Origin of the sequence: Chryseomicrobium imtechense (assembly GCF_041475995.1) — a bacterium.
GTDB classification, from domain to species: Bacteria; Bacillota; Bacilli; order Bacillales_A; family Planococcaceae; genus Chryseomicrobium; species Chryseomicrobium aureum.
Map to the genome: position 1 here is coordinate 215,807 of NZ_JBGOBM010000001.1, position 24,004 is coordinate 239,810.

General features: G+C 43.7%; 22 protein-coding genes. 1 reads left to right on the plus strand and 21 read right to left on the minus strand.

Annotated features, from left to right (window positions below):
• Positions 1–52 precede the first annotated feature (52 nt).
• Entirely contained in the window at positions 53–1,708 is a 1,656-nt protein-coding gene (locus tag AB5N96_RS01090) for an Rqc2 family fibronectin-binding protein (protein ID WP_499704433.1), read from the plus strand.
• 241 nt (positions 1,709–1,949) lie between these two features.
• On the opposite strand, the gene pyrE is transcribed toward AB5N96_RS01090, so the two are convergent.
• The 21 genes from pyrE to ftsA all read right to left on the minus strand — a co-directional run bounded on the left by pyrE (position 1,950) and on the right by ftsA (position 23,989).
• Positions 1,950–2,567, minus strand: coding sequence for an orotate phosphoribosyltransferase (pyrE, locus tag AB5N96_RS01095; RefSeq protein ID WP_499704434.1), 618 nt, complete (start codon positions 2,565–2,567; stop codon positions 1,950–1,952).
• Positions 2,564–3,265 (minus strand): orotidine-5'-phosphate decarboxylase, encoded by a 702-nt coding sequence (gene pyrF / locus AB5N96_RS01100; protein ID WP_499704435.1) that lies wholly within the window; start codon positions 3,263–3,265, stop codon positions 2,564–2,566. Before pyrF ends, pyrE begins: the two co-directional genes overlap by 4 nt.
• The gene (locus AB5N96_RS01105) at positions 3,262–4,173 is read right to left on the minus strand and encodes a dihydroorotate dehydrogenase (RefSeq protein WP_204588999.1); all 912 of its coding nucleotides are present in this window, start codon (positions 4,171–4,173) and stop codon (positions 3,262–3,264) included. Before AB5N96_RS01105 ends, pyrF begins: the two co-directional genes overlap by 4 nt.
• Positions 4,170–4,937, minus strand: coding sequence for a dihydroorotate dehydrogenase electron transfer subunit (locus AB5N96_RS01110; protein WP_499704436.1), 768 nt, complete (start codon positions 4,935–4,937; stop codon positions 4,170–4,172). The genes AB5N96_RS01105 and AB5N96_RS01110 overlap by 4 nt, the downstream gene beginning before the upstream one ends.
• Positions 4,934–8,131 carry a carbamoyl-phosphate synthase large subunit gene (gene carB, locus AB5N96_RS01115; RefSeq protein ID WP_499704437.1) on the minus strand — a complete coding sequence of 1,066 codons (3,198 nt, stop codon included), beginning with the start codon at positions 8,129–8,131 and terminating at the stop codon, positions 4,934–4,936. The genes AB5N96_RS01110 and carB overlap by 4 nt, the downstream gene beginning before the upstream one ends.
• Entirely contained in the window at positions 8,124–9,212 is a 1,089-nt protein-coding gene (locus AB5N96_RS01120) for a carbamoyl phosphate synthase small subunit (RefSeq protein WP_204588996.1), read from the minus strand. The genes carB and AB5N96_RS01120 overlap by 8 nt, the downstream gene beginning before the upstream one ends.
• The gene (pyrC, locus tag AB5N96_RS01125; protein WP_499704438.1) at positions 9,209–10,480 is read right to left on the minus strand and encodes a dihydroorotase; all 1,272 of its coding nucleotides are present in this window, start codon (positions 10,478–10,480) and stop codon (positions 9,209–9,211) included. The genes AB5N96_RS01120 and pyrC overlap by 4 nt, the downstream gene beginning before the upstream one ends.
• Entirely contained in the window at positions 10,477–11,358 is an 882-nt protein-coding gene (locus tag AB5N96_RS01130; protein WP_392456180.1) for an aspartate carbamoyltransferase catalytic subunit, read from the minus strand. The genes pyrC and AB5N96_RS01130 overlap by 4 nt, the downstream gene beginning before the upstream one ends.
• Before the next feature lie 125 nt (positions 11,359–11,483).
• The gene (locus AB5N96_RS01135; RefSeq protein ID WP_392456178.1) at positions 11,484–12,764 is read right to left on the minus strand and encodes a solute carrier family 23 protein; all 1,281 of its coding nucleotides are present in this window, start codon (positions 12,762–12,764) and stop codon (positions 11,484–11,486) included.
• 15 nt (positions 12,765–12,779) lie between these two features.
• Positions 12,780–13,316 (minus strand): bifunctional pyr operon transcriptional regulator/uracil phosphoribosyltransferase PyrR, encoded by a 537-nt coding sequence (gene pyrR, locus AB5N96_RS01140; protein ID WP_204588992.1) that lies wholly within the window; start codon positions 13,314–13,316, stop codon positions 12,780–12,782.
• A gap of 206 nt (positions 13,317–13,522) precedes the next feature.
• Entirely contained in the window at positions 13,523–14,431 is a 909-nt protein-coding gene (locus AB5N96_RS01145; RefSeq protein ID WP_204588991.1) for an RluA family pseudouridine synthase, read from the minus strand.
• Positions 14,428–14,919, minus strand: coding sequence for a signal peptidase II (gene lspA / locus AB5N96_RS01150; RefSeq protein WP_204589368.1), 492 nt, complete (start codon positions 14,917–14,919; stop codon positions 14,428–14,430). Before lspA ends, AB5N96_RS01145 begins: the two co-directional genes overlap by 4 nt.
• Positions 14,920–14,998: 79 nt before the next feature.
• Positions 14,999–17,752 carry an isoleucine--tRNA ligase gene (gene ileS / locus AB5N96_RS01155; protein WP_499704439.1) on the minus strand — a complete coding sequence of 918 codons (2,754 nt, stop codon included), beginning with the start codon at positions 17,750–17,752 and terminating at the stop codon, positions 14,999–15,001.
• A gap of 290 nt (positions 17,753–18,042) precedes the next feature.
• The gene (locus tag AB5N96_RS01160; RefSeq protein ID WP_204588989.1) at positions 18,043–18,552 is read right to left on the minus strand and encodes a DivIVA domain-containing protein; all 510 of its coding nucleotides are present in this window, start codon (positions 18,550–18,552) and stop codon (positions 18,043–18,045) included.
• Positions 18,553–18,633: 81 nt separating this feature from the next.
• Positions 18,634–19,419 carry a YlmH family RNA-binding protein gene (locus AB5N96_RS01165; RefSeq protein ID WP_392456167.1) on the minus strand — a complete coding sequence of 262 codons (786 nt, stop codon included), beginning with the start codon at positions 19,417–19,419 and terminating at the stop codon, positions 18,634–18,636.
• Positions 19,420–19,485: 66 nt separating this feature from the next.
• Positions 19,486–19,755 carry a YggT family protein gene (locus AB5N96_RS01170; RefSeq protein ID WP_204588987.1) on the minus strand — a complete coding sequence of 90 codons (270 nt, stop codon included), beginning with the start codon at positions 19,753–19,755 and terminating at the stop codon, positions 19,486–19,488.
• A 19-nt stretch (positions 19,756–19,774) separates the two neighbouring features.
• The gene (locus tag AB5N96_RS01175; protein ID WP_499704440.1) at positions 19,775–20,230 is read right to left on the minus strand and encodes a cell division protein SepF; all 456 of its coding nucleotides are present in this window, start codon (positions 20,228–20,230) and stop codon (positions 19,775–19,777) included.
• A gap of 4 nt (positions 20,231–20,234) precedes the next feature.
• The gene (locus AB5N96_RS01180; RefSeq protein WP_499704441.1) at positions 20,235–20,897 is read right to left on the minus strand and encodes a YggS family pyridoxal phosphate-dependent enzyme; all 663 of its coding nucleotides are present in this window, start codon (positions 20,895–20,897) and stop codon (positions 20,235–20,237) included.
• Positions 20,898–20,949: 52 nt separating this feature from the next.
• Entirely contained in the window at positions 20,950–21,183 is a 234-nt protein-coding gene (locus AB5N96_RS01185) for a hypothetical protein (protein WP_204588984.1), read from the minus strand.
• Between the two features lie 326 nt (positions 21,184–21,509).
• Complete coding sequence (ftsZ, locus tag AB5N96_RS01190) at positions 21,510–22,661, minus strand: cell division protein FtsZ (RefSeq protein ID WP_204588983.1); 1,152 nt, start codon at positions 22,659–22,661, stop codon at positions 21,510–21,512.
• Between the two features lie 32 nt (positions 22,662–22,693).
• Positions 22,694–23,989 (minus strand): cell division protein FtsA, encoded by a 1,296-nt coding sequence (gene ftsA, locus AB5N96_RS01195; RefSeq protein WP_204588982.1) that lies wholly within the window; start codon positions 23,987–23,989, stop codon positions 22,694–22,696.
• Between the last annotated feature and the right edge of the window lie 15 nt (positions 23,990–24,004).

The following is a 24,004-nucleotide window of genomic DNA, read 5'->3' on the forward strand; positions in this document are numbered from 1 at the left end:
TTATAGCACATCATGTTAGAATAGAACAAAACGTTTTGAAAGAGGAATTAAAATGGCATTTGACGGATTATTCACAGCAGCAGTAAATCAAGAACTTCAACAGCTTAGAACAGGAAGAATCACGCGCGTTCATCAGCCGAACACCCAAGAACTGATGCTTCATATCCGTGCAGGCGGCCAAAACCATAAATTATTATTTTCAATCCATCCTTCCTATGCTCGTGTTCACTTGACGTATGAATCGATTGATAACCCTCCAACTCCACCGCTCTTTTGTATGATGATGCGTAAACACATCGAAGGTGGCTTCATTGAAAAAGTCGAGCAGATTGAAGCGGATCGGATCATTCAATTCACGATTCGAAGTAAAGATGAAATTGGAGACGATACTAGCCGCATTCTCATCATGGAAATTATGGGGCGTCACAGCAACTTAACACTTGTAAACGGTGATACATCAAAAATCATTGAGACGATGAAGCACCTTCCTCCTTCGATGAATTCGTATCGCACGATGATGCCCGGACAGGACTATATTTATCCACCAAAGCAAGACAAAGAAAATCCATTTACTTTAGCGAACTCTGCAGAACTACCTGCAAGTGCAGAAGAGTGGATGGCAAATTTTCAAGGAGTTGCGAAACTTCATGCGACAGAACTCGCTTCTCGAGATGGCCAAGACGCGTACGACTTTTTAATGAGCTTTATGCGCGGTGGCGATCAACCCGGTAGTACGGAAGTTGGCGGCAAAACCGTGTTTTCTGCATCCCCTCTCCTTCATTTAGAAACAGAGTGGATGCCTGCTGCGACATTGGGTCACTTGTTAGACCGTGTGTATTATCAAAAAGCAGAGCGTGACCGTGTGAAACAACAAGCTGGAGACTTAGAGCGCTGGTTGGTAAATGAGCGTAAAAAACTGACAACAAAAAAGAAAAAACTTCAAGCAGATCTAACACGCGCAGAGAACCTACAAGAAGATCAGAAAAAAGGCGAACTGTTGATGGGGAATTTGCATGCCATCACCAAAGGGATGAAAGAGATTTCGGTTATCGATTATTACGATGAGAATCAAGGGACCATTGTCATCGCATTAAATCCAAAAAAGACTCCCTCTCAAAATGCCCAAAATTACTTCCATCGATACACGAAAGCAAAAACAGCTTTACAAGAGGTACGGGCACAGATGGATAAAACCGATAGTGAGTTGATTTATCTTGATGAAGTGATGCGCCAACTAGAACAAGCATCGCCCTCTGATATTGAAGAAATTCGTGAAGAGCTAATGGATCAAGGGTATTTGAAGAAACGCGCGAAAGCAAAAGCTAAAAAAGAAAGTAAGCCGAAACCTGAAGCCTATATTTCGTCAGACGGGACGGCGATTTCTGTGGGTAAGAACAATAAGCAGAATGATTTCTTGACGTTTAAGCTTGCGAAACGGACTGATACTTGGCTACACACGAAAGACATACCAGGCTCACATGTAGTCATTCACGCGGAGTCGCCATCCGAAGAAACGATTCACGAAGCAGCGGTACTAGCTGCGTATTTCAGTAAAGCACGTGACTCATCCTCTGTCCCAGTTGATTTCACGGAGATTCGCCATGTCAAGAAACCAAATGGATCGAAGCCTGGCTTTGTGATTTATTTTGAGCAGAAGACAGTATTTGTGACGCCTGACCAAGAGGTTGTACGGTCGTTGCAGAAATAAGAGCTATGACTCAATAAAAAGAGGCAGGGACATAACTCAGTTAATTCCACAAATGAAGGTAAAGATAACAAAATGAAAAGTGTGTAGGGGTGACTCCAGCGGGATTATAAGCGGAAGCTGAGACCGAGGCTCAGCCCGCGCCCGCGGAACGCTTCCCCTACACCCAATAGAACATACAAAAAGGGAGTTTCTCATGACGAGAAACTCCCTTTGCTGGGTTTTGTCACAGCCTCTTTGATTTTCACTTTAAACTATTTCTCTTCAACTCTGTATGCCAAGATTCAATAAACGTCCGGTCTTCCGCTGATAAAGAAGTATCTTCCATCAATAAATCGTTTAGGGTAGTCAATGAGTAAGCAGGAACACCTACTTGTTCAAATGCTTCAGTAGCTTTTGGTAAATCGTACGAGAAAATACTGACGACACCAAGGACGTCCGCTCCTTCTTTTCTTAATGCGTCAACAGCCGTAATACTACTGCCACCTGTTGAAATCAAATCCTCGACTACTACTACTTTTTGCCCGCTCAGAAGTTTCCCTTCTATTTGATTTCCTCGACCGTGCTCTTTTGCTTTTGAGCGAACGTAGACCATCGGCAATTGAAGGTTCGTACTTACCCATGCTGCATGTGGAATTCCAGCAGTTGCCGTACCTGCCACCACTTCGCATTTAGGAAAATGGGTCTCTATTAAAGTAGACAGTTCACTTGCAACTTGTTCACGCAATTTCGGATACCCCATCAGCAACCGGTTATCACAATAAATTGGCGACTGGATGCCAGAAGCCCACGTGAACAAAGGCTCTGTTGATAGTTGTACTGCGCGTGCTTCCAATAAAGCTTGTGCCGCTTTTGTCTTCATTCTTCATGACCCCATTCTTTTAAAATTTGATGATAGACAGCAACTGGGTCTGCAGCTGCCGTAATTGCTCGACCTACTACTATGTGCGTAGAACCTATCTTTCTCGCATCAGTTGGTGTAGCGATTCGCTTTTGATCATGAAGGTCGCCACCAGCTAAGCGGATACCCGGGGTGACTTTGTAAAAACTTTCGCCTAAAGTGTCACGAAGAATGTTCGCTTCATGCACAGAACAAACGACACCGTCTAGGCCAGCTTGTTGCGTTATCCGCGCATAATGCACAACAGATTCTTCAAGTGATGTTTGAATCAATTGCTCTTGTTGCATTTGGCCCTCTGTCGTCGATGTGAGTTGCGTAACAGCAATCAACTTCGCCATATCTCCCTGAGCTCCTTCTGCCAAACCCTCTTTCGCAGCCTTCATCATGGCAATACCTCCTGCTGCGTGGACATTGACCATATCAACACCAAGAGTAGCTAGCCCCTTCATCGCCTTGTGAACTGTTGTTGGAATGTCATGTAACTTTAAGTCAAGAAAAATTGAATGACCGTCTTCTTTAAGTGAACGAATCACGTCTGGTCCATTTTGAAGATAATATTCCATGCCGACTTTTACATAGAGCTGTTCGTTGAATCTCCCTAAAAACGCTTCAACATCTCGTTGAGTTGCGAAATCGAGCGCCACAATTGGTTTTGTCATCGATGGGACCTCCCACTAATTTCTTCGACCGATGAGTAGCCAAGACTATGTAAAGCTTCTGGCAATTCGTCGATGAGTGTTGGGCAGACAAATGGGTCGACAAAATTTGCGGTACCGACAGCTACTGCTGATGCACCAACCGATAAGAAGTCGATAACGTCTTGTGTCGTCTGCACACCGCCCATACCAATGATTGGAATCGATACGTGTGGATACACCTCATGAATCATTCGAAGCGCAACAGGTTTGATAGCAGGACCAGAAAGTCCTCCCGTTTTATTTGCAAGTATAGGTTTACCAGTCTTTTCGTCTAGTCGCATGCCCAGAAGTGTGTTGATCATTGTCAGACCATCCGCACCCGCTGCTTCGACTGCTGTAGCAATCGATACAATATTTGTGACGTTTGGAGAGAGCTTCACATAGACTGGAACCTCTGAAACGTCTTTTACAGCCCGCGTTAAAGATGCTGCAATCTCTGGATCCGTCCCAAATGCAATTCCACCACATTTCACATTCGGGCAAGAAATATTCAGTTCAAGCGCATGGACATTTGACGCTTTTGAAATTTCTCGAGCCACGGCTACATAATCCTCTACTTCGGAGCCGGCGACATTGGCAATAATCGGCACGTCATGCTGCTCAAGCCACGGCAATTCATGAGCTAAAACATGCTCTAGACCTGGATTTTGAAGTCCGATAGCGTTTAACATCCCAGAAGATGTCTCCGCAACGCGGGGTGTCGGATTACCGAACCGACTTTCTTCAGTTGTAGCTTTGATCATAATCGCACCTAAAACAGCTAGGTCATAAAACTTCGCGTATTCTTGACCAAATCCGAAACAACCAGATGCCGGCATGATCGGATTGCGTAAATCAAGACCTGGTAATTTTATTGCAAGTGAATTCACGCAATCACCCCCGCTTGAAATACTGGTCCGTCTGAACAGACTTTCACATAGCTACCTTGTCCTTCAGTCGTCGGGCATACGCAAGCAAAACAAGCACCAATACCGCACCCCATGCGCTGTTCGTAGGATAAAAATCCTGGAATATTCGGCAGCGCCTTCTCGACTGCTTTTAGCATTGGATGTGGTCCACAGCTATAATAAATGCTCGGTACATCTTGCAAGAGTGCCATTTGATCCGTTACATACCCTGGTAGTCCATGCGTACCGTCTACTGTCGTAATAAATGTGTCTCCAAGTTCTCTAAATCGCTGTTCGTAGAATACATCTTTTTCAGATTGGAAACCCAGTATAATCGTTAGCTGGACTCCTGACTCTTTCAATCGTTTGGCAAGTTCATAGAGTGGAGGAACACCAATTCCCCCACCAATGAGCCATGCGCGCTCTTCGGGAGACGCGACGACCGGAAAGCCATTTCCTAGTGGTCCCATCACATCAATCGTATCTCCTGAACGTTTTGCTGCAAGCAACTCTGTGCCTCTGCCATCTACTCGAAAAATCATTGTAAACTCTAGAATGTCTTGATCAATCGAACAGATACTGATTGGACGGCGCAAAAGAGGTTCTGCGTGATCTGCAACCCGGATGTGTACGAATTGGCCAGGTGTTTGCATCGCAATCGTCTGTTGTCCAATCACCGTCATCTCGTATACGCGATCTGCAATTTCTTTATTTCGTACAACCTCCATCAAGCCGGTTCGAATCATCGGCGCACCTCCATTGGATTCATCGTTTCTGTTGTAAATGTCATCGATTCCATCACGCGCAAAATCGCTTCTGCTGTATCCAGTGATGTAAGAATAGGTACTCCATTTTCTACTGCTTCACGGCGGATACGGAATCCGTCACGAGCAGGTTGTTTTCCTTTTGTCAGCGTGTTGACGACGAACTGCGCTTTTCCTGACTGAATCACATCAACAAGTGTTTCACCTGAATCCCCAATTTTTTTGACACTTTGTACAGGTATACCTTGTTCTTCGAAAGCACGTGCTGTACCCTCAGTCGCTAAAACGCGGAAGCCAATTGCGTGGAATCGCTTTGCGAGATTTGCTGCTTCTTGCTTGTCCTTATTCGCTACAGTCATCAAAACTGTCCCATAAGGTTGTAATTCGAGACCAGCAGCGACAAGTCCTTTATATAATGCTTTTTCAAGTGTACGATCTTTACCGAGCACCTCTCCTGTTGACTTCATTTCAGGTCCGAGCGTCGTATCCACACGGCGTAATTTTGCGAAGCTGAAGACAGGAACTTTTACATAGACGCCTTCTTGGTTTGGAGCAAGTCCAGGTGTATACCCCATTTCGACGAGCTTTTCTCCTAAGATAGCTTTTGTTGCTAAGTTTGCCATTGGGATTCCCGTGATTTTACTTAAGAAAGGTACAGTTCGGCTTGCGCGTGGGTTCACTTCTAGCACGTAGATTTCATCGCGTGAAATGACATATTGGATATTTAGTAACCCAACTGTTTTCAATGCTTTTGCTAACCGTGTTGTATAATCGACCAGTTGCTCGATATGACGTGCTGATAAATTTTGCGGAGGATAGACAGCTATTGAATCTCCTGAGTGAACGCCTGCACGTTCAATGTGTTCCATGATGCCAGGAATAACGACCGAATCACCGTCTGAAATGGCATCGACTTCAATCTCTGTACCTGTGAGATAACGGTCGACAAGCACCGGATGTTCCGGACTCGCTTCAACTGCGTGCTCCATGTAATGCGTTAGTTCCTCTTCGTTGTAAACAATCTCCATCGCGCGGCCACCGAGTACATAGGAAGGGCGAACGAGAACCGGGAAGCCGATTTCTCTAGCATTTGCTAGCGCTTGATCAACAGACACGGCTGTCTTTCCTTCTGGTTGCGGAATACCAATCTCACGAAGAAGTGCTTCGAACTTATCACGGTTCTCTGCGCGGTCTAAGTCTTCTAAACTCGTCCCAAGAATTTTTACGCCTCGAGCCTCTAAGCCAGCTGCTAAATTGATGGCAGTTTGTCCGCCAAACTGAACGATAACACCTTCTGGTTGCTCAAGTTCCACGATGTGCATGACGTCTTCTAGTGTCAACGGTTCGAAATAAAGCTTGTCGGAAATTGAGAAGTCGGTCGAAACCGTTTCTGGATTATTGTTCACAATAATGGCTTCGTACCCTGCTTCTTTAATAGCCCATACAGAGTGAACCGTCGCATAGTCAAATTCAACCCCTTGCCCGATGCGAATCGGACCAGAACCAAGCACCATGACGCTCTTTTTATCACTACGGATGGATTCGTTTTGTTGCTCATATGTGCCGTAAAAATACGGCGTTTCCGATTCAAACTCCCCTGCACATGTATCTACCATTTTGTAGACCGGGAACATTTTTTCAGTCTTGCGTAAATCGTACACTTGTTGTTCAGTCCAATTCCAGAATTTTGCGATTGTTACATCTGCAAATCCCATGCGTTTTGCTCGGTAGAGAACGTCTAGATCGCCTATTTGCTCTTTAATTGTTGTTTCGAAATCAACAATGCCTTTTAATTTATTCAAGAAGAAGAAATCGATTTGACTCCACTCGTGAATGTCTTCGACAGTCATGCCGCGGCGAAGTGCTTCTCCAATGAAGAATAGACGCTCATCTCCAGCACGCTTGATTCGTTTAACAATCCATTCGTCCGTGATACGATCTGCATGCTTCATTTCAAGATGCATGTGACCCGTTTCTAAAGAACGAATTGATTTTAAAATCGCTTCTTCAAAAGAGCGACCAAGTGACATAACCTCACCTGTAGCTTTCATCTGTGTTCCAAGGTTACGCTTTGCTGACTCGAACTTATCAAACGGCCAGCGTGGAATCTTGGCGACGATATAATCGAGTGCTGGCTCAAAGCATGCAAACGTCTTGCCCGTTACTGGGTTCATCATCTCATCAAGTGTGAGACCGACTGCGATTTTTGCAGCAAGTTTTGCAATCGGATAACCCGTTGCCTTTGATGCAAGTGCCGATGAGCGACTGACACGCGGATTCACTTCAATGATGTAGTATTGAAAGCTGTGCGGATCGAGTGCTAACTGAACGTTACATCCCCCTTCAATTTTCAAGGCGCGAATAATTTTTAGTGACACATTACGAAGCATTTGATTTTCGCGGTCTGTCAATGTTTGAGTTGGGGCTACAACAATGGAGTCGCCCGTGTGAATGCCGACTGGATCAAAATTTTCCATGTTGCAGACAACGATTGCGTTATCTGCAGAATCACGCATTACTTCGTACTCAATCTCTTTGAATCCTGCAATTGATTTTTCAAGTAGGCACTGGGTTACAGGGCTGTACTTCAAACCACTTGTCACGATTTCCGCAAGTTCTTGGTCGTTGTGACAGATTCCTCCACCCGTACCACCGAGTGTGAACGCTGGACGGACAATGACTGGATATCCGATGTGTGCTACGAATGCTTGTGCTTCTGCAAGGTTGTGAATAATCGTACTTTCCGGTACTGGTTCTCCTAGTTCATTCATTAAGCTTCGGAACAAGTCGCGGTCTTCAGCTTGATGAATTGCATCAAGCTTGGTGCCTAAAATCTCCACATTCAATTCATCAAGAATTCCCGATGCGTGGAGTTCAATCGCCATGTTCAAGCCTGTCTGGCCTCCGAGTGTTGGAAGCAGGGCATCTGGACGTTCTTTGCGAATGATGCTTGATACAAACTCGAGAGTTAAAGGCTCCATGTATACTTTATCTGCCATCTCTGTGTCTGTCATGATGGTCGCTGGGTTTGAATTGACTAAGATGACACGGTAGCCTTCTTCACGAAGTGCGATACAAGCTTGCGTACCTGCGTAATCAAATTCTGCTGCTTGTCCGATTACAATTGGACCGGATCCGATGACTAAGATGGTTTTGATATCGTGGCGTTTAGGCATGTTGTTTCCCCGCTTTCGTCATAAGTGAAATGAATTGATCAAATAAATGGACGGAATCCTCTGGGCCTGCGGAACCTTCTGGATGGAATTGGACGCAGTACACTGGGTAGTGCTTGTGGCGAACGCCTTCGACTGTTTGATCGTTTAATGCGATATGTGTCAGCTCTAGGTCTGTATTTTCAAGTGATTTTAAGTCGATCGCGTAGCCATGATTTTGAGAAGTAAGTTCCGTGCGACCTGTCGTCAAATCTTTTACTGGATGGTTAGCACCGCGGTGCCCAAATTTTAATTTAAAGCTTGTTGCCCCGCTTGCTAGCGAGATCAGTTGGTGACCGAGACAAACGCCAAACATCGGTACTTCCGGAATTAGTTTTCTCACAGTTTCAATAGCTTCTGGAATATCTGTTGGGTCTCCAGGACCGTTTGATAACATCACGCCGTCTGGCTGCATCGCAAGAATTTCTTCAGCAGATGTAGTATATGGCACGATGGTTACGTCACAATCGCGCTTATTCAATTCGCGAAGTAGACCGTGCTTCATACCAAAGTCCATCATGACAACGCGGCACCCGCGGCCCGGACTTGGATATGGGCGTTGTGTTGACACACGAGATACTTCATCGTGCGGAAGAGACCATGCATTTAACTCCGCTACAACGTTTTCAACATCTGGCTGTTCACCCGCAGCTGTCAACTTTCCTCGAAGTGAGCCGTGTGTTCGAAGAAGTTTTGTTAGCATGCGAGTATCAATACCAGAAATTCCTGGTACATTGCGTTGCTCCATTAACTCTCCGAACGTTCGATTTGAGCGGAAGTTCGAAGGTTGTTCTGTCCATTCACGCACAACGACTCCAGCAAGTGTGATGGCCATCGCTTCAAAATCTTCTGGATTGATTCCGTAGTTACCTATCAGTGGATACGTCAGTGTTAAGATCTGTGCACAGTTAGACGGGTCTGAGATGAATTCTTGATACCCTGTCATTCCCGTTGTGAAAATCACCTCACCTGTACTCTCGTTTTGTGAACCAAAAGCCGTACCTTCAAATACTGTGCCATCTTCTAAGATCAAATAACGTTTCATTGGTTTTCCCTCCAGATACAGTTTCCATCAAACCATGTTTCTACTGGCCAGCCCTTACATGCCCAGTCACCAAAAGGTGTGTTTGTGCTTTTCGAGACAAATGTTGTCGGGTCAATTTGTTTTTCATCATGTAAATTGATTAGTGTAAATTCGGCAGGTTTTCCTAGTTCGAGTGTTCCGAACGGAAGACCAAACACTTCTGCAGGCTTCGATGTAAAATAACTTACAAGTTGCTGCAAAGACCATTTTCCTGATTCTACAAAATGCGTATAGAGAAGCGGGAACGCGGTTTCAAGTCCGACGATACCGAACGGTGCTTTTTCAAAACCGTGTGATTTCTCTTCAGCCGTGTGTGGTGCGTGGTCCGTAGCGATGAAGTCCAGTGTCCCGTCTTCTAGACCCTCAATCAAGGCTAATTTATCTGCATGAGCACGCAAGGGTGGATTCATTTTCCACTCTGCATTATTTTCAGGAATATCGTCTTCACAGAGCAAAAGGTGGTGTGGTGATACTTCAGCGGTCACGTGAATTCCCGCACGCTTTGCATCCCGTATGACGCGCACAGACTCTTTCGTGCTGACGTGGCAAACGTGGTAATGTGCACCTGTCGCTTCAGCGAGCAATATGTCACGTGCAATGTGGACTGCTTCAGATGCCGATAAAATGCCTGGAAGGCCGAGCTCTTTGTTTTTGGTACCTTCGTGCATGACACCACCAAACAATAAGCTGTTGTCTTCACAGTGCGCAACGACTGAAATTCCCTCTTTTGCTGCTTGTTTCATTGCTTCGTACATCATTCCAGCGGTTTGAACACCTACGCCGTCATCCGTTAGAGCAATAGCTCCTGATTCCTTCAACCGTTTCGCATCGGTCAGTTCTTTGCCCGCTTCGCGAATCGTGATAGATCCGTATGGAAGTACACGCACATGCGCAGTTTCTTTGATACGATTCATCAACGAACTCATCGTTTCTTCTGTGTCGGGAACTGGGCGTGTGTTTGGCATTGCACAGATTGTTGTAAACCCGCCTTTTGCCGCTGCTAGTGTCCCTGTTTCAATCGTTTCTTTGTGTTCTCCGCCTGGTTCACGTAGGTGGACGTGCACATCAATCAATCCTGGAAGGAGCAGTGCGCCGTTTCCATCAACTGTTTCATCTACATGTCCACTGTTGTTAAAGGATACTAGCTTCCCGTCTTCTATTAACAAATCTGTTGGAATCAAATCCCCCTGATCTGTTAAGCGTTGTAAGTTCGTATAAAGTCGTTTCATTCCGCTTCCTCCTTTAATAAAAACTCTAGTATAGCCATTCGCATGTAAACACCGTTTTTCATTTGCTCAAAGATTCGTGACTTGTCACCTTCTACCACAGCGTCAGCAATTTCGACTCCTCTATTAAAAGGTGCAGGATGTAACACGATTGCGTTGTCTTTCATCGCAGCCATCCGTGCTTCAGTGAGACCATATTCTTCGTGATACTGTTCTTTTGTGAACGACTGTGTGCCATCATGGCGTTCATGTTGGACCCGAAGAAGCATGATCACATCACTTGTTTCAATCGCCTCGTCTAAGCTAAACAAGACTTGAAACTCTGCCTGCCACTCGGGCGGGCTGACAAATTGGATTTGTGCGCCAAGTTTTGATAACACGTGAACATTTGAACGTGCGACTCGACTATGCGCCAGGTCCCCAACGATTGTCACCGTTTTTCCTTCTAATGTTTCAAACTCCTCAAGCATTGTCATCAAATCTAGTAAACTCTGGGTCGGGTGATTTCCTGTCCCATCTCCTCCGTTGATAATCACTGGTTTGACTTGATCAATGATTGGCTCGTAGTAGTTGTTTTCTGGATGCCGGATAACAAGCACATCCACACCAATCGCCTCAAGTGTCTTCACTGTATCGTAGAGTGATTCTCCTTTTGTCGCACTTGAAAATCCCGCTTCAAAGGGTAGGACCGTCAATCCGAGTTTTCGTTCAGCCATTTCAAAACTCATCTTGGTGCGGGTACTTGGTTCAAAAAACAAGTTTGCAGCAACCAATCCGTCCTTTACTTGTGGAGGACTTCCTGCCTTTAATTGTCGTGCTCGTTTGACAAGATAGAGCAGTTCGTCTGTTGTCAGGTGTTCGATAGATGTCAATGCGCGCATGTTTTCTCTCCCTTTCCTATAAAAAAACCCTTTCCGGTGTGGGAAAGGGTATGTGGAAAGACACGCAGTCTACAGACCCGTGGTTCTTCCCGTCCCTTTCTCACCTCTCGGATGAAATTAAAAGGTTATGATTCAGTTTTGGGTGGTGATTTTGGTAAGAGTAGATTCAATAGTACACCTACGATTGAAGCGAGTGCCATTCCTTCAATATGGAAGACCTCTGAAAACTTCACCATTGCTCCGCCGATTCCGATGATCAAGATGACCGATGAAATGATTAAGTTACGTGAATCGCCGAAGTCTACTTGACTCTCCACCAACATTCTTAGTCCAGAAGAAGCAATGATCCCAAACAACAGAATGGATATTCCACCAAGTACCGGTGCTGGAATTGTGTCAATGACGGCCATCAACTGTCCTAAAAAGCTAAAGATGATTGCGAATACTGCTGCGAGAAGAATTACGGCTACACTAAACACACGCGTCAGGGCAAGGACTCCAATATTTTCACCGTATGTCGTCTTTGGTGGTCCCCCGATCAGCGCACTTACAAAAGTCCCGAGCCCATCTCCAATCAGTGAACGATGCAAACCTGGATTTTCGATATAATTGCGATTGACAATTTTCCCTAAAACCAACTGATGACCAATATGTTCCGAGATAGTTACGATTGAAATCGGCACCATGATCCACAAGAGTTGAGAGGTGATAGTAAATTCATAATCAATCCCTGGTAGTAAGAATTCAGGCACTTGAAAGAATTTTGCTGACTTTACTACTGTGAAGTCGACAATTCCGATGATGACGGAATAGATGTATCCTACGATAATTCCTATAATTACTGGCATCAGAGCAAGCAAACCACGGAAGAAAAGCTGTACGATAATCGCTGTAGCTAGTGTCACTAATGCTGCCGAAAAATGCAGCATACTGTAGGTATCGCGGAGACCATCTCCGTTTGTATCGATGTTCATGGCCATGTCCACAGCTACAGGTGCCAGCGCGAGTCCAATGACCATAATTACCGGTCCGACAACAATCGGTGGTAACACTTTCATTATCCACTGATGACCTGTTTTCCAGATAACAAGAGCCGTTAGCGCATAGACAAGGGATACGAACATCGCACCAATCATCGCACTGCCAATACCACCTGTAGATGTTGCGAGTAAAATGGGTGCTATGAAGGCAAACGAAGAACCAAGATAGGCTGGCACTTGAAAACGTGTTACAAGAATAAAGATGATTGTTGCAATTCCGCTTGTCAGTAGTGCGATTGCTGGACTAAGGCCCACAAGCTTTGGCACCAGGATTGTTGCGCCAAACATCGCAAACATATGTTGCAGGCTTAACACTATCCATTTGTGAAGTACTGGTCGTTCATGAATCCCAATTTTTTTTGACACCGTAGTTCCTCTTTTCTATTCCGTGATAAGTACGCGGTCTTCTTGGTCACTTTCTATCATTCGAACGACGATGCGTTCTTCACTTGAAGTGGGGATGTTCTTTCCAACATAATCTGCCCGTATCGGCAGCTCACGATGACCTCGGTCAACAAGAACAGCCAGCTGAATTTGAGAGGGTCTACCAACATCCATAATGGCATCCATTGCTGCGCGAACTGTACGGCCAGTATAGAGAACATCATCGACTAAGATGATTTTTTTATTTGTCACATCATGTTGAATATCTACTTGTTTCACGAGCGGTTGTTGATCATCCGTTTTCACGGTGAGGTCATCTCTATACAATGTGATATCAAGTTCGCCTGTTTGAATGTCTTTCCCTTCAATGGCTGCGATGCGCTCTGCAAGTCGCTTAGCAATGAATGCACCTCGTGTTTTGATTCCAACAAGTACGCAGTCATCTATTCCTTTATTGCGTTCAATGATCTCATGAGCGATGCGAGTTAAAGCGCGCCGTATCGCTTGGTCATCGAGTAAAACTGCTTTTTCCATGTCGTTTTTCCTCCTTTTTGGGTACAAAAAAACCTCTTAAGCAGCGCTTAAGAGGTTGACTATGCATAGCAAAATGTATCAAATGACAGAAAACCGCAGTTTTCATGTGCATTTGAAGCCGTATGCCTTTTCAGCCTCTCTGGACTGTCTTTAAAGGACCCTTATTTAGTTATCTTAGTCAGTGTACACTACAAAGTGACAGATGGCTAGTTTTTCTTTAATTCAGATAATAATTGTTCAAATGGTTCTGGTAGTGGCACTTCAAACTCCAAGTACTCGCCAGAACTAGGATGGATAAAGCCTAAAACTCCTGCATGAAGCGCTTGACCACCGATATCCATTGTTTTCTTCTGTCCGTATTTTGGGTCTCCTACAAGTGGGTGCCCGATAAATTTCATGTGCACTCGGATTTGATGTGTACGTCCAGTCTCTAATCGGCACTCTACTAACGTATATGCGCCAAAACGTTCTCTTACTTCAAAGTGGGTCACAGCGTGCTTCCCTTTATCGACTACATTCATACTCTGACGATCTCGCGTATCACGTCCAATTGGTGCGTCTACTGTTCCTTTGTCATGTGCAATATGACCATGCACAAGTGCTGTATATTTGCGTGTAACGGATTTTGCTACCAATTGATCAACGAGTGATTGGTGAGCTTTGTCATTTTTTGCAACCATGAGTAGTCCACTTGTGTCTTTGTCAATACGGTGGACGATTCCAGGACGCATAATACCATTGATTCCAGATAAATCCTTGATCTGGTGCATTAAACCGTTAACGAGTGTTCCAGTCAAGTGCCCTGGAGCCGGATGGACGACCATCCCTTTAGGTTTGTTGATGACAGCAACATCTGCATCTTCGTAAACGATTTCGAGTTGTAAATCTTCTGCCTCAATCTCGTATACTTCCGGGTCTGGAATCTTTATGGTAATAACATCACCTTCGGATGCCTTGTAATTTGACTTTACAGCTTCGCCATTGACTAAAATTAATTCTTGTTTCATCAAGTTTTGAATCTGTGTTCGAGACCAATCAGCTTCAACCGGCAACAAAAGCTTATCTAAACGCTCTCTATTTTGTTCTCTTGTAATGATTACTTCGATTTCTTTCATTTCTTCACCTTTTTCTGCTTTCTTTCATCCAAAAGGATAAAAATAAATATAAGGACTACCCCAACTGTAAGTGCTGCATCTGCAACATTGAATATCGGGAAGTCATAGTTGATGAGGGGGATGAGGACATCAACAAAGTCCACTACCTCCCCACGAAACAGTCGGTCAATAAAATTCCCGATTGCGCCGCCTAATAAAACCATCAAGCCAAGTTGGAACAATGGCTGATTTTTTGCATGCGTATGAAAATAGTAAACGATTCCGATCACAACAATGGTTGTAATAATATAAAATATCCACATTTGGCCTTCTAATATCCCCCATGCCGCTCCTCGGTTACGGTGAGATAACAGACCAAGGTATGGGTCAGCAACTGAGATACGTTCGCCAAGCTCCATATTTTTTACGACGAGCCATTTTGTCCATTGGTCAACACCAATGATGATGATTGCGATTAAATAAAAAATCCACACAGTCAAACCCTCCATTTTCATGTAGTTAAGTGTACCACATTTTAAGTCGCCTCGATGCATGAAAAAACCTCTCCCGTCAAGGAGAGGTAGTGTATTACTTTGAAACAACTTCAGCGCAGCGAGCACATAGTGTCGGATGATCTGCATGTTGACCAACTGTTTCTGAAATCGTCCAGCAACGTTCACATTTTTCACCTTCAGCAGCAGAAACCACAACAGCTGAATGATCTAGCTGTACAGCCCCGTCTGGAGCTTGTTCAGTCGTTCCAGCAAGTGTGAAACCAGATACGATGAACAGTTGTGCATAATCGATGGAATCGTCCATGAACAAGTCCTTCACGCTGTCTTTTACGAATAGTTGAACGTGTGCTTCGAGTGACTTCCCGATTTGCTTTTCTGCACGTGCCATTTCAAGTGCCTTTAACACATCATCACGCACATCGAGAACTTTTTCCCATTTCGCAACAAGTTCCTCGGCTCCTGGCACTTCTTGTGCTTGTGGCATATCTGTCAACTGAACACTTTCTTGCTGTTCAAAGTCCATATAGCCCCATAGCTCATCTGTTGTATGCGGAAGAACTGGCGTTAATAGTTTCACTAGTGCAACAAGTGCATCGTACATCACTGTTTGCATTGCACGGCGGTCTTTATGGTCTTGTTCGTAGATATACACAACGTCTTTTGCTAAATCTAAGTAGAATGCACTTAGTTCTGTTGACACGAAGTTGTTGATTGTGTGATAAACCGTCGAGAACTCATAGTTTTCATAAGAAGTTATCACTGTTTGAATCATCTGTTGTAATTTTGCATACATATACTGATCTACTTCACGCATGTTTTCAACAGCTACACGGTCAGTTTGCGGATTAAAGTCGTGCACATTTCCGTGTAAAAAGCGCAATGTGTTCCGGATTTTTCGGTACACTTCAGATACTTGTTTCAAGATCGCATCTGATACACGCACATCTGCCGTGTAGTCAACAGATGCTACCCATAAACGAAGGATATCTGCACCTAGCTGATTCATTACTTTCGCTGGGATGATGACATTCCCAATCGATTTACTCATCTTACGCCCTTCACCGTCTAAAACGAATCCGTGGCTTAGAAGACCTTTATATGGTGCATGTCCAAACATCGCCACACTAGTGATTAATGAAGAGTTAAACCATCCACGGTATTGATCTGACCCTTCTAAGTAAAGATCTGCTGGGAACTGTAGGTCTTCACGTTCTGCCAACACACCTTGGTGTGTAGAACCAGAGTCAAACCAAACGTCCATGATATCTAGCTCTTTCGTAAACTTTCCATTTGGACTAGCCTCATGCGTGTAGCCTGCTGGTAATAAATCTTTTGTGTCCCACTCGAACCAGATGTTAGAGCCATGTTCTCTAAATAATTCTGAAACGTATTGGATTGTTTGCTCTTCGATGATTGGCTCTCCGTTTTCAGCGTAAAACACTGGAATTGGAACACCCCATACACGCTGACGAGAAATATTCCAGTCGCCTCGATCACGAATCATGTTGAATAAACGAGTCTCACCCCATGCCGGTGTGAACTTAGTATCACGAATTGCTTGTAACAACTCACCGCGGAATGCTTCAACAGATGCAAACCATTGGGTTGTCGCACGGTAGATGACGGGTTTTTTTGTACGCCAGTCATGTGGATACGAATGCGTGAAGAATGTTAGTTTCTCTAAAGCGCCCGCTTCGTCTAAAGCTTGCGTAATCGGCTTATTTGCTTCGTCATAGAACAACCCTTCAAATCCTGGAGCTTCTGCTGTCATGTCACCACGATCGTCTACTGGACACAATACGTCTAAACCATATTGTTTTCCTACGTGGAAGTCATCTTCCCCGTGTCCTGGTGCTGTATGAACACAGCCTGTACCAGACTCAGTCGTCACATGTTCCCCAAGCATAACGAGTGACTCGCGGTCATAGAGTGGGTGTTTCGCAACAATGCGGTCGAATTGTTTTCCTTCGAAAGTTTGCTCGACCTCATAGGCTTCCCATCCAAGCTCTTTGCTCACTTCTTCTAACAAGTCTTTTGCGACGACAAATGATTTTTCGTTCGCACGTACTTGTACATACGTGAAGTCAGGATGAACAGAGATTCCGAGGTTTGCAGGAATTGTCCAAGGTGTCGTCGTCCAGATGATGAAGCGAACGCCTGCATCTAAAACGCCTTTACCATCCGTCACTTCGAAACTCACATAGATTGAAGGTGATTTCTTGTCTTTGTATTCAATTTCCGCTTCAGCAAGTGCCGATTCTGATGAAGGTGACCAATAAACGGGTTTCAATCCTTTATAGATATAGCCTTTTTTCGCCATTTCACCGAAGACTTGGATTTGTCGTGCTTCAAATTTCGGCTCTAGTGTCACATATGGATTATCCCAATCACCTGTCACACCGATGCGCTTGAACTGCTCACGCTGGTTATTGATTTGCTCATATGCATACTCTTCACAGAGTTTACGGAACTCAGCAACTGTCATTTCTTTGCGCTTTACACCTTTATTCGTTAACGCTTGTTCAATTGGTAGACCATGCGTGTCCCAACCTGGAACATATGGCGCTTGGAAGCCAGACATCGATTTATAACGGACAATCATGTCCTTTAACACTTTATTCAATGCGTGACCGATGTGTAAATCTCCGTTCGCGTAAGGAGGGCCATCGTGCAAAATGAATTTTGGACGGTCTTTTGTGCGCTCTAGATTTTTGGCATAGATTTCTTTTTCTTTCCACATTTCTTGGATTTGAGGTTCTTTCGTTGGAAGACCTCCACGCATGGGGAAGTCTGTTTTTGGCATGCGTAACGTTGATTTATAATCCATAGTTATCTCTCCTTTTTTTGACAAACAAAAAATCTCCGCCCCTTGGAAAGGGACGAAGATCATCGCGGTACCACCCTAATTACAGATTGCTCTGCCACTTAGATGACCGTAACGTGGTCGAACGGGACTAGTTGTCTAGTCCGGCTCAAAAGTGATGGGCATTGTTTTAAAGGTCTGTCCAGGCTCTCACTATCCCTGAATCGCTTGTTTTCTTTTTAAAACTGCCGTCTTTGTCAGTGCCTTTTTTCTATGTGCTAATTATAAAGAGTGTTGTATGTATCGTCAAGACGTCAAACTTCTTCAGCTGTGATGCGCTCAAGCGACGTTGTATCAACATCTGTTTCCATCAAGTGGTCCCAGTCATCTGTATTGATCAACTCAAGTTGCGCTTCTACTAGCATCTTGAAGCGGTTTCTAAACACTTTAGATTGCTTTTTTAGCTCCTCGATTTCAAGAGCGATTTTACGCGCTTTTGTTAACGATTCATTTAAAATACGATCTGCGTTCTTCTCAGCTTCTTTGACGATGAGTTTCGCTTCTTTTTGCGAGTTGCGTCGTACTTCTTCAGCCGCTTCTTGAGCAACGACGATAGATTTTTGAAGCGTCGTCTCAATTGTTGTAAAATGACCGACACGCTCTGTAGTAGATTTCAATTGTGCTTCTAACTCTTTCTTTTCACGGATCAGTGTTTCGAAGTCTTTCATTACTTGCTCTAGAAATTCGTTGACCTCATCTTCACTATACCCACGAAATGATTTGCTGAAGACTTTTTGGTTAATATCCAAAGGTGTTAATGGCATATTTACAGCTCCTTTATCAAGTATGGCTATCTAGTATTATACCGTTCCCGGACTAGGAAATCAGTACAATTTCATAAAAATTCAACTTTTTTGCTCAAGCTTCGCGAGTTGTAAGCGAATTTTTTCTTTTTTTGTACGTCCCTCAATCAATCCTACCTGGAAACGACCGAATGTTCGGAGTGAAACCATATCCGATTCGTTCACTTGAAACGCGATATCTTCAACTACCGACCAATTGACTTTCACTTTGCCACCTTTAATAAATGCAGCGGCCTTTTGTCTAGAAATCGACCAAGCCGACGCCAAAACTGTATCCAATCGCATGGAACTCACGATATGTAGTTCGTCGACATATGTTTCCGGTTCGATAAAGACAACTTCATCTGAAGAGAGATCTTCAACTTGGACTTTTACTTTTCCAATAGACGTTAAGTTTGTTTTTACGTAATCAACGATTTCAGCTGCGACAGCAATTTGAACAAGTCCATCTTGCAACCGGATGTCACCAAATTTTGAACGGTCAAGTCCCAGCGACATCAATGATCCGAGAACATCGGAATGATTTAATGTTACGAATTTAATCGGATAGGATACTTTCACTAATTGAATTTGTGCATCTTCTAGTGCTGCTTCGTAATACGATGGCGCAACGAGCATACGTTGTCTTTCTGCACCATCAAATCCACCAAATGTGAACCCTATCAAGTCTCGTTGACGATAAAGCGTTTCAACGATAAAGCGTTGACGAGGATCAAGAAAATCTGTCAGTTTTGGCGCATAGCGGTCCTCGACATCGCGTGTCAGGCTAATCATGGCTTCAATAAATGGTTGTTCTTCTTTTCGAAAATGCTGGAAGATGCTGTCCATAGGTGTTCTCTCCTCATTGAAAAATCGCCCCACGGCTTTATAGCTCGTGGGGCGCATCTTTGCTTATTAGAAAATCCAGTATAGTACTTGAGTTAATCCTCGAAACGCAATCTGTAAAGCGAAAATTGCAATAATCGGTGATAGATCAATCATTCCAATTGGTGGAATGATACGGCGGAAGATTGACAAGTATGGTTCAACAACTGCAGCTAAAAAATTTCCGATTGCAGACTGTTGTAAACTTGGAATCCAAGACATGATGATGTAGCCAAGAATCATGAAAAGGTAAATATTCATGACTGAATATAAAATTGAAACTAAAAATGCAACTGACATGAAAGGCAATTCTCCTTACTTATTGATGTTCATCATAATAGTAGTCAGATATAGCTCCGTCTACTTCTATGGTATCTGGTGCACACAGGAATATATCTGTGCCAATACGCTGTATATCTCCACCTAAAGCGTACACTGTTCCGCTTAAAAAGTCGATGATTCTGATTCCTTGCTCCTTATCAATTCGTTGCAAGTTCACAATAACTGCCCGTTTGCCTTTTAAATGTTCTGAGATGTCTTGCGCTTCCGCATAAACACGCGGTTCAATTAAAATCACTTTTGAAGATTTTTGTACATTTTGAATACTCACTAGTTGAGGTGAAGTTTGTGGAGCACTTGAGATTTTACGTTCTCGCACAGATTTCACTGGTTGTTGTTTCGGTTGTGCTTCTGGTTGTTCTTTTTGTTTTGTCTGTTGCATATCTTGTTCCTCTTCTTCATCCAGTAAAAAGAATGAATTGAACCATTTTTTCATCGTCTCACTCCTTTAAACTTCCTACTAGTGCTGTTCCTATTCTGACAAAGGTTGCACCTTCTTCAACGGCTAGTTCGTAATCGCCTGACATCCCCATAGATAACTCTTTAAATTCAGGTCCAAGATTTTCTCGAAGTTCATCACGAAGCAGACGCAATTGATGGAACTGTTGTTTAATTTCTTCACGACTCGCTTCTAGCGGTGCCATGGTCATTAACCCGACCAGCTCAACTTTATCCATTGGTTTAACTTGTTCTATAAAGTCCTGAACATCCTTTACCGCTAATCCATGTTTCGAGTCCTCACCGGAAACGTTGACTTGAATAAAACATTTCACTGGTTTTGTAGCACGTTTTTGGATTTCTTGCGCCAAACTCATTCGATCAAGTGAATGTAAAAAATCAATATGGTCAATGACATCTCGCACTTTACGTGTCTGTAGTGAGCCTATAAAGTGCCAAACTGGTTCGTGTCCAAACGCTTCCACTTTTGGTAAAAAACCTTGAGGTCGGTTCTCACCTAAATGCTGTAGGCCAGCATCAAGAACGATTCGTGTTTGTTCGACAGATAATTGTTTCGTCACGGCAATGATTTCAACTTGATGAGCAGGCGTTTGTTTTGCTTGTTCTATTAGTGAATGAATGTTTTTAAGTTGCTGCTGTATCATACGGTACCCAACTTTACTTAGTGTTTTGTTAATTGTACCAATCTAGAAGCGTTTAATCAATGCTCGTACGGTTGACAAAGATGAAATCAGAACCAACGGAAGAGATTTCATGTACAGCTATCAATTTCGCATCTGCAGGCTTTTGAAAGAACTTTGAAGAAGCACTGACATAGTAGCCTTCGATTTTCCCAGTTTGCGGATTAATCATCGCATCTTGAATATAACCAATTAGTTGACGGGAACTTGTTCGATCAGTAATTTTTTTGTAAATCCGAAAAATACACACTATCACCTCCCTTTAGTATATGAGTGCTGGCGTTTTTTCACGACAAAAAAACTCGTCATAGTAAGGACGGGTTAAAGGTCATGCTGCAAAGCACTGTATGCACTTTTTTGTGTGATATGACAACAGAGTACTGCGGCCGATTCGTAGACAACAGATAGCAAAAATCACGGCTCCGATTGTCCAAAGCGGAGACTGTTGGTAAATTCTTGATGGTACTAAACTTGTCAGAGTAAGCGTAAATACCTCTCTTTTTCACGACAAAAAAATCAGTACTTTTTCTCGGATAAACCAAGAAAAAGTACTGATTTGTATATACCTTAAACTTATTATCGACGATTACGGTTTCGTAAGAAAGTCGGAATGTCTAAAGCGTCTTCTTCCTTAAATGAAGGCTGTTGCGGACGTTCTTGCACTGGCTCTTCTTCATAACGTGTTTCACGTTGTGGTGCTGCTTGCGGCGCAGGAGTTGCTGCAGGGCGCTTCATACCACCGCCTGCCATACGTGGCTGACGTTGTGTAAGAATCTCCTCGTTAAAACCAGTTGCAATCACAGTTACAACGATTTGGTCTTCTAAATCATCATTAATTACAGAACCGAAAATCATGTTGACTTCCTCATCAGAAGCACTTGCCACGATATCTGCAGCTTCTTGCACTTCAAATAGGGACAAGTTCGATCCACCTGTAATATTCATCAAGACACCTTTTGCTCCGTCGATGGACGTTTCAAGAAGTGGACTTGAAATTGCTTTTTTAGCTGCTTCTGCTGCGCGGTTCTCCCCAGAAGCAATCCCGATCCCCATTAACGCAGATCCTTTATTAGACATAATTGTTTTTACGTCTGCAAAGTCTAAGTTGATAAGTCCTGGAACAGCAATCAAGTCTGAAATACCTTGTACACCTTGACGAAGAACGTTATCCGCTTCACGGAAAGCTTCAAGCATCGGTGTGTTTTTATCTACGATTTCAAGAAGACGATCATTTGGAATGACAATCAGCGTATCAACCGCTTCTTTCATCATAGAAATCCCGCCAACGGCCTGAGTTGAGCGTTTGCGACCCTCGAATGTAAATGGACGTGTCACTACACCTACTGTTAATGCACCTAGTTCTTTTGCGATTTGAGCAATAACAGGTGCCGCACCCGTACCCGTTCCACCACCCATTCCAGCAGTAACGAATACCATGTCTGCTCCACGAAGTGCTTCTTCGATTTGCTCTTTGCTTTCTTCTGCAGCTTTACGACCCACTTCTGGGTTTGCACCTGCACCAAGACCACGTGTCAATTTTCCACCAATTTGCAGTTTCACTGGTGCTTTTGACATATTTAATGCTTGTGCATCTGTATTCACGGCAATAAAGTCTACACCTTGTACACCGTGTTCAATCATGCGGTTAACCGCGTTGTTTCCGCCGCCACCGACTCCAATTACTTTGATAATTGCTAAAGATTCATCATTCGTTTCAAAATGTAACATGCAATTGCCTCCTATAGTAGATTGCCGGTTTTTTATTCAAAGAACCGGTCGAAAAATTGTTTGATTTTTGTCATGCCGCTTTCTTTTGGCTCTTGATCTTCTGTTTTTTTCGGTTTTGCTTTTTGTTTTGGCTTGGACAGGGTAGCTGTGTCTTGACGAGCAGCTACTGCACTTGATGTAGTATTCGACAAACCATAATATAAATCCTCTTTATAAATGTACTGGATAAGTCCAATCGCAGTAGAGAATTGCGGCTCACGCACGCCAATATAATCTGGCGTGTAAATACGTACACGTGTCTGTAGCACGTGGCGTGCAAGTTGGGCTAATCCTTCGAGCTTAGAAACGCCACCACTCAGTACAATACCACCCGGTAAGTCGCGTACGCCGATGCGGTAAAGTTCTTCCATAATCATCTCAAAAAGCTCTTCAAGTCGAACACCAATAATTTCTGAGATGTATTTCTGAGAATATTGTTCTCGCATATCTGCTCCAATGACTGGAACTTCAAACAGTTCATCTTCAGAAGCATCATCATAAAATGCATGTCCATAATGACGTTTGATTTCTTCAGCATGTTCCGTTGGTGTCTTTAAAACAATGCTCAAATCTTTGGTCATATGATCGCCACCGACAGGAATAGTAGATGTGTGCGTCAAGTGTCCATCACGGAATACCGCAATCGTTGTCGCTCCACCACCGATATCGATATAAGCAGTGCCATGATTACGCTCATCTTCTGAGAGCGCAAATTGACCAGCTGCTAATGGCTGTAAGTAAATTTCACGAATCTGTAGACCTGCACGCTCTACGCAGCGCAGGAGATTATGTAAAATTGTCTTAGATGTTGTGATCATGTTGGCATCGACTTCAAGGCGTGTACCAATCATACCTCGTGGGTCGCTTATTTCCTCTACTCCGTCTAACACGTATTGCACGGGAATTATGTTCAGGTATTCTCGCTCTGGTGGAATCGACATCACTTTTGCTGAGTCGAGCACGCGCTCTAAATCTTTTCCTGTTACTTCTTTGTCTTCCGACTGGACAGCCACGACACCTTTCACATGGTGAATGGATGCTTGACTCGCTGGAATCCCTAGTACAACTTCACGTATTTCCATCCCTGCCATACGTTCGGCTTCTTGTACTGCTTTTTTAATAGATTGTACTGTGGCATCGATATCTACGATGGCTCCTTTACGGATACCTGTCGATTTTGCGTTGCCTACTCCGATAATATGAATAATTTGATTATTGATTTCTCCGATTACCACTTTAATTGATGATGAACCAATGTCCAGTGATACGTATAATTCTGATGAATTCACTATGTGGCACCTCCT

Coding starts and splice junctions, on each gene's coding strand:
- AB5N96_RS01110 (WP_499704436.1), bottom strand. CDS start 4,937: ATGATTCGAACCGGCTTGATGGAGGTTGTACGAAATAAAGAAATTGCA.
- AB5N96_RS01170 (WP_204588987.1), bottom strand. CDS start 19,755: ATGTCAGTTGCATTTTTAGTTTCAATTTTATATTCAGTCATGAATATT.
- pyrF (WP_499704435.1), bottom strand. CDS start 3,265: ATGACAAAACCAATTGTGGCGCTCGATTTCGCAACTCAACGAGATGTT.
- pyrC (WP_499704438.1), bottom strand. CDS start 10,480: ATGAAACGACTTTATACGAACTTACAACGCTTAACAGATCAGGGGGAT.
- AB5N96_RS01120 (WP_204588996.1), bottom strand. CDS start 9,212: ATGAAACGTTATTTGATCTTAGAAGATGGCACAGTATTTGAAGGTACG.
- AB5N96_RS01145 (WP_204588991.1), bottom strand. CDS start 14,431: ATGAAAGAAATCGAAGTAATCATTACAAGAGAACAAAATAGAGAGCGT.
- AB5N96_RS01160 (WP_204588989.1), bottom strand. CDS start 18,552: ATGCCATTAACACCTTTGGATATTAACCAAAAAGTCTTCAGCAAATCA.
- ileS (WP_499704439.1), bottom strand. CDS start 17,752: ATGGATTATAAATCAACGTTACGCATGCCAAAAACAGACTTCCCCATG.
- pyrE (WP_499704434.1), bottom strand. CDS start 2,567: ATGAAGACAAAAGCGGCACAAGCTTTATTGGAAGCACGCGCAGTACAA.
- pyrR (WP_204588992.1), bottom strand. CDS start 13,316: ATGGAAAAAGCAGTTTTACTCGATGACCAAGCGATACGGCGCGCTTTA.
- lspA (WP_204589368.1), bottom strand. CDS start 14,919: ATGGAGGGTTTGACTGTGTGGATTTTTTATTTAATCGCAATCATCATC.
- AB5N96_RS01180 (WP_499704441.1), bottom strand. CDS start 20,897: ATGATACAGCAGCAACTTAAAAACATTCATTCACTAATAGAACAAGCA.
- AB5N96_RS01165 (WP_392456167.1), bottom strand. CDS start 19,419: ATGGACAGCATCTTCCAGCATTTTCGAAAAGAAGAACAACCATTTATT.
- ftsZ (WP_204588983.1), bottom strand. CDS start 22,661: ATGTTACATTTTGAAACGAATGATGAATCTTTAGCAATTATCAAAGTA.
- AB5N96_RS01090 (WP_499704433.1), top strand. CDS start 53: ATGGCATTTGACGGATTATTCACAGCAGCAGTAAATCAAGAACTTCAA.
- AB5N96_RS01175 (WP_499704440.1), bottom strand. CDS start 20,230: ATGAAAAAATGGTTCAATTCATTCTTTTTACTGGATGAAGAAGAGGAA.
- AB5N96_RS01130 (WP_392456180.1), bottom strand. CDS start 11,358: ATGCGCGCATTGACATCTATCGAACACCTGACAACAGACGAACTGCTC.
- carB (WP_499704437.1), bottom strand. CDS start 8,131: ATGCCTAAACGCCACGATATCAAAACCATCTTAGTCATCGGATCCGGT.